The organism is Corallococcus carmarthensis, from assembly GCF_003611695.1.
In the GTDB taxonomy this organism is placed as follows: Bacteria; Myxococcota; Myxococcia; order Myxococcales; family Myxococcaceae; genus Corallococcus; species Corallococcus carmarthensis.
Genome location: NZ_RAWE01000378.1, coordinates 1 through 4739, shown reverse-complemented (window position 1 = coordinate 4739; position 4739 = coordinate 1). Strand labels below are relative to the sequence as shown.

Sequence of the window (4739 nt, the reverse complement as noted above, 5' to 3'; positions counted from 1 at the left end):
GTCCCCACCCCCAGGGAGCCCCCCTCATGGTCCACGAGGAAGCGTCGACGGCTGCCGAGGTCCCTCCCGAGGGATGGCTCGCGCGCCCCGTGAACGTCCTGCTGACGCCGCACCTGGACTCGTTGTCGCAACGGCTTTCGCGAATCCAGGGCCTCTCCCCAGCCGAGCGCGACGCGGTGGAGAGCGCGGCCCGGGAGATGCTGGGCTTCCGCGCCCAGTTCAAGCTCAACCGCGTGCTCCTCCTGGAGTTGCATGCCGCGTCGTTGGAGGGACGGCTCGACGCCGCGGACTCGTCAGGACGGTGGGGCCAGTTCCTCGAGCTTGCCTGCACGTCTGACTTCCATGAGCACCTGCGCGGGCGCTATCCGCCGCTCATGGAGCGGCTGGCGACGTTGGGGCGGCTCCAGACCCAGGCGGTGCTGCGGCTGGCGGAGCGGTTCGTCGCGGACCGCGAGTCCCTGAAGGAGCTACCGGGTCGTCCTCGCGGCGCGCTCAAGCGCCTGCGGCTGGGCGAAGGGGATGCCCACCGGGGCGGTCAGACGGTGGCGCTCCTGGAGCTGGCGGAGGGCGCGGTGCTCTACAAGCCCCGGTGCATGCGCGTGGACCGCGCGCTGGAAGGGCTGCTGGCGCGGCTGCTCGCAACAGAGGACACCCGCTTGCGCATCCGGGTGCCGGCCGTGCTGGTGCGCGCGGGCTACGGCTGGGCGGAGTTCGTGGAGCACCGCTACTGCGAGGGCGAAGCCGAGTTCGCGCGCTTCTACCGGAACCTGGGCCACTGGCTCGCGGTGATGCGCCTGCTGGGCGGCACGGACCTGCACTCGGAGAACCTCATCGCGCATGGGCCGGTGCCCGCGGTGGTGGACGTGGAGAGCCTCTTCACGCCGGACCCTCCCGTGCCCCCGGCGGAGCGCGGGCTGGCGGTGGACCTGGCCGCGAAGGCCATCCGGGGCACCGTCCTGCGCACGGGCCTGCTTCCCGTGCGCAGCGGAGGTCCTGGGCTGGGCGGCCTGGACATCTCCGCCGCGGGCTCGCTCCCAGGGCAGCAGCCGCGCATCGCGGCGCCGCTCATCGTCGAGGGTGGCACGGACGGCGCGCGCCTGGGCATGGCGCTGATGGAGCGCCCGATGGCGAAGAACCACCCCAGCCCGGAGCCCGTGCTCGCGCTGTATTGGGATCGGGTCGTGGAGGGTTTCCACGAGCTCACCGCGCGGATGAAGGCGCTGGATGCGAACGGCGAGCTGCGCCCGCTGCTGGATCCGTTCATGGGCGCGGTGGTCCGGCGCATCCTGCGGCCCACCCAGACCTATGCGGAGCTGCTGCGGATGCTCTGGCATCCGGCCTCCCTCTATGACGCGCCCAAGGCCCACGCGCGGGCGCGGGAGGTGATGCGGAAGAACGCGGACGTCTCCCCCGGCGCGCCCTCCGCGACGCCCGTCATCGATGAGGAGCTCGCGGACCTGTGCGTGGGCGACATCCCCGTCTTCACCCAGCCCGTGACCCGGAGCGTGATCGACGCCTCGGTGGAGGCATGGCGCTCCGTGGATGTGCCCCTGGAGGAGATGACCATCCAGAGCACGCTGATCAGCGCCTACCTCAACGAGAAGACCGTGCCTCCCCGCGTCCCCGCGCCAGCCACGCCCGCGCGCCGGGAGCGATTGGATGCACGGCGCCGGGCACAACTGTCCAAGCTGGTCCGCCGCGTGGGCGACGCGGCCGTGAAGGGACCGGACGGGACGGTGACGTGGATCAGCCCGGTGCTCGCCGAACACGGCTGGGCCGTGCGCCCCCTCTCCGCCGAGCACTACAGCGGTCAGGGTGGCATCACGGTGGTGCTGGCCCAGTACCTGCGCGAGGTCCAGCACGGCCGTGCGGACGCAGTGGACGGACTGCCCGCGCTGCTGGAAGGCACGCTCGCGGTGCTTCGCGCCACGGAGGACCGCGTACCGGTGAAGTCGCCGGGTGGCTTCTCCGGGCTCGCGTCGCAAGTGTGGATCTGGTCCACGCTGCACGACCTGGGCACCGTCCCCGGCGCGTTGGACCGGGCCCGCGAGCGCGCGGCGGCGCTGACGCCACAGGTGCTGGACGCGGACGGACTGCTGGAGGTTCTGGGCGGCGTGGCGGGGGTCATCGTCCCGCTGCTCAACCTGGTGGACCAGACGGGCGAGCCGAAGTGGCTGGACCTGGCGGCGCACGCGGGCCAGCGGCTGGAGGACACGGCGCGGAGCGTGGCGGGGGACGCGCGCTGGTCCACGTCCATGTTCCCGGAGCCCATTGGCGGCTTCGCGCACGGCACGGCGGGCATCGGCTGGGCGCTGGCGCGGCTGGGCCTGAGCGCGGCGGGGACGGCGGCGGACCGGCGGCGGTGGCGGAGCCTGTCCGAGCGCGCCTTCGACTTCGTGGACGGGCTCTACCGCCCGGAGCTTGGCAACTGGACGGACCTGCGCCGCCCGGACGCCACGGATCAACTGACGACCTGGTGCCACGGGAGCACGGGCATCGGCCTGGCGGCGGCGGACCTCTTCGCCCGCACCGGGGCGGCGCGCTACGGGGACCTCTTCCAGCGGGCCCGGGCCGCGGCCCTGCGCGAGGGCTTTGGCTGGACCCAGACCCTGTGCCACGGCGACCTGGGGTTGTGGGAGCTGTTGGAGACGTCGCGGCGGCTGGCCTCGGAGCCGCTGGGGGCGGACCGGGAGACGCTGGACGCGGAGCTCATCTCCGGCCTGGAGACGCGCGGCCCGGTGGCGGGGCTGGCTCGCGACGCCTTCTCGCCCGGGCTGATGGCGGGGCTGGGCGGCGTCATCCACACGCTGCTGCGCATGCACCCGGAGAGCCGGCTCGCGTCACCGCTGCTGCTGGGGCGCGCGCCGGACCTGGATCCGGACGCGCCCTGAGGCGTGCGTCACCGGCCCGCCCGTGAGGCAGGGCCGGTGACGAGCGGGGTGCTTCAGTCGCGGGTGTCGCGGCGCACGGTGACCTTGCGGCCGCGCAGCGTGGAGCCCTTCAGCGCGGAGATGATGCGCGCGGCGTCCGGCTCCGGCACCTCCACGATGGAGTACATGTCCGCGATGTGGATCGCGCCGATGCGCGAGGACTCGAGCCCCGCCTCGCCCGCGATGGCGCCCACGAGGTCCGCCGGCCGCATGCCCGCGGTGCGGCCCGCGCCGATGAACAGGCGCGTGACGTTCCACTCCGGCGCGCGCTGGGGACGCGCGGGGGCACCCCGATCTTCTCGTTCGCCGCGCTCGGGCCGCTCGCCGCGCTCGGGCCGGTCGCCACGCTCGGGCCGGTCCGTCCGGGGGCTTCGCGCCGGGCGCTCGGAACGTTCACCGCCCCGGCCCGGAGGCCCGGAGCGCTCCGGACGCGCGAACTTCCGCTCCGCCGGCGCGGACACCTGGGGAATGTCCTGCTCGGCGGACTCCCTGCCCTCGTCCTCCTTCTCCTGGAGGAGCTTGATGGCGGCGGCGGCCACGTCCATGACGCTGAACTCGCCGGACAGGTCCTCCGCGATGCCTCGGAACGCATCCAGCTCCCCGCCCACGAGCGCCTCGCGCAGCGACGAGCGGATCACCTCCAGCCGGCGCGCGCGCAGGTCCGACACGGTGGGGACCGCGGTGACCTCGATGCGCTGGCCGGTGAGCCGCTCGATGTTGCGCAAGAGCCGGTGCTCGCGGGGCTCCAGCAGGGTGATGGCCACGCCCTCGCGGCCGGCGCGGCCCGTGCGGCCGATGCGGTGCACGTAGGCCTCCGGCGCGTTGGGCACGTCGAAGTTCACCACGTGCGACAGCCGGGGGATGTCCAGGCCGCGCGCCGCGACGTCCGTGGCGATGAGCAGGTCCGCCGCCTGCGACTTGAACTGCTTGATGACGCGGTCGCGCTGCTCCTGGCTCATGCCGCCGTGCAGCGCGTGCGCGCGCCAGCCCCGGCCGTTGAGGGACGTGGTGAGCTCATCCACCTCCGTGCGCGTGCGGCAGAACACGATGGCGGCGGTGGGGGACTCCAGGTCCAGCACCCGGCCCAGCGTGGCGATCTTGAACGCGCGCGGCACGATGTAGGCCGTCTGCCGGACGCGGGGCATCTCCCCGGCCTCCAGCTTCTCCTTCTCGATGCGCACGCGCACGGGCTCGTGCAGGTGGCGCTCCGCGATGCTGGCGATGCGCGGGGGCAGGGTGGCGGAGAACAGCGCCGTCTGCCGCTGCTCGGGCGTCTCGGAGAGGATGGCCTCCAGGTCGTCCGCGAAGCCCATGTCGAGCATCTCGTCCGCCTCGTCCAGGACCACCGTGCGCACCTGGTCCAGCTTCAGCGTCTTGCGGCGCAGGTGATCCAACGCGCGGCCCGGCGTGGCGACGATGACGTCCACGCCGCGCTTGAGCACGCGCAGCTGCCGGCCAATCTCCTGGCCGCCGTAGAGCGGGAGCACGCTGACGCCCAGCTTCTGGCCGTAGCGGTGGATGGCCTCGGACACCTGCATGGCCAGCTCGCGGGTGGGCACGAGCACCAGCGCGGAGGTGCCGTGCGGCGCCGCGGCGCCCGGCTTCAGGTGCTGCAGCAGCGGAAGCGAGAACGCGGCCGTCTTGCCGGTCCCCGTGGCGGCGATGCCCAGCAGGTCCTTGCCGGCCAGCAGCGGCGGGAGCGCGGCGGCCTGGATGGGGGTGGGCTCTTCGTAGCCGAGCGACGTCAGCGCCTCGACGAGCTCGGGCTTGAGCCCGAGGGCGTCGAAGGTGGGGGTTTCGGGGGTAGCG

2 protein-coding genes are annotated in these 4739 nt (G+C 73.6%); one reads left to right on the top strand and one right to left on the bottom strand.

The window, feature by feature from the left end:
• The first annotated feature begins 26 nt into the window (after positions 1-26).
• A complete protein-coding gene (locus D7X32_RS43285) occupies positions 27-2891 on the top strand; it encodes a type 2 lanthipeptide synthetase LanM family protein (protein WP_120608320.1) in 2865 nt (954 codons plus the stop codon).
• Between the two features lie 53 nt (positions 2892-2944).
• On the opposite strand, the gene D7X32_RS43280 is transcribed toward D7X32_RS43285, so the two are convergent.
• On the bottom strand, positions 2945-4739 hold a 1795-nt coding region (locus D7X32_RS43280), incomplete at its 5' end, for a DEAD/DEAH box helicase (RefSeq protein ID WP_147450504.1).